We start from the raw sequence: 474 nt of genomic DNA, 5'->3' as shown, positions 1-474 counted from the left end.
AGACCGGGCCCGCCCCGCGCCGCAGCCGGCGCCCGCGGACGACGCCACCGTGGTGATGGGCCGCCCCGCCGCGCAGCCGACCGGCCCGGCCCTCGAGCTGGACGGCCGCCTGCTGCCCCTGGACGGGGACGACCTGATCCTCGGCCGCTCGGCCGAGCGTGCCGACCTCGTGATCCCGGACTCCTCGGTGTCCCGCGAGCACCTGCGCCTGCTCACGGTGGGCTCCACGGTCACCCTGCTGGACCTGGGCAGCCGCAACGGCGTCCAGGTGAACGGCCGCCGCGTGGAGGGCTCCACCACCCTGCGCGACGGGGACGTGGTGACCGTCGGCCAGACCGAGCTGCTGTTCTTCGGCGGGACGGGGGGCCGGCCGTGAACGAGCTCGCCGTCGCCGTGCTGCGCATGGGCCTGCTGGTGGCCCTGTGGGTGCTGATCGTCTCCATCGTGATGGCCCAGGGCCGCGACCTCGTGGTC

1 protein-coding gene is annotated in these 474 nt (G+C 75.7%); it reads left to right on the top strand.

Annotated features, from left to right (window positions below):
* The coding region (locus tag NWP10_RS12335; protein WP_258301094.1) for an FHA domain-containing protein at window positions 1-376 on the top strand (376 nt) is incomplete at its 5' end.
* Window positions 377-474 lie beyond the last annotated feature (98 nt).

This window comes from Micrococcus sp. HG099 (genome assembly GCF_024723355.1).
GTDB classification, from domain to species: domain Bacteria; phylum Actinomycetota; class Actinomycetes; order Actinomycetales; family Micrococcaceae; genus Micrococcus; species Micrococcus endophyticus.
Note: the sequence above shows the minus strand (reverse complement) of the source record. Positions and strands in the feature narration are given on the sequence as shown.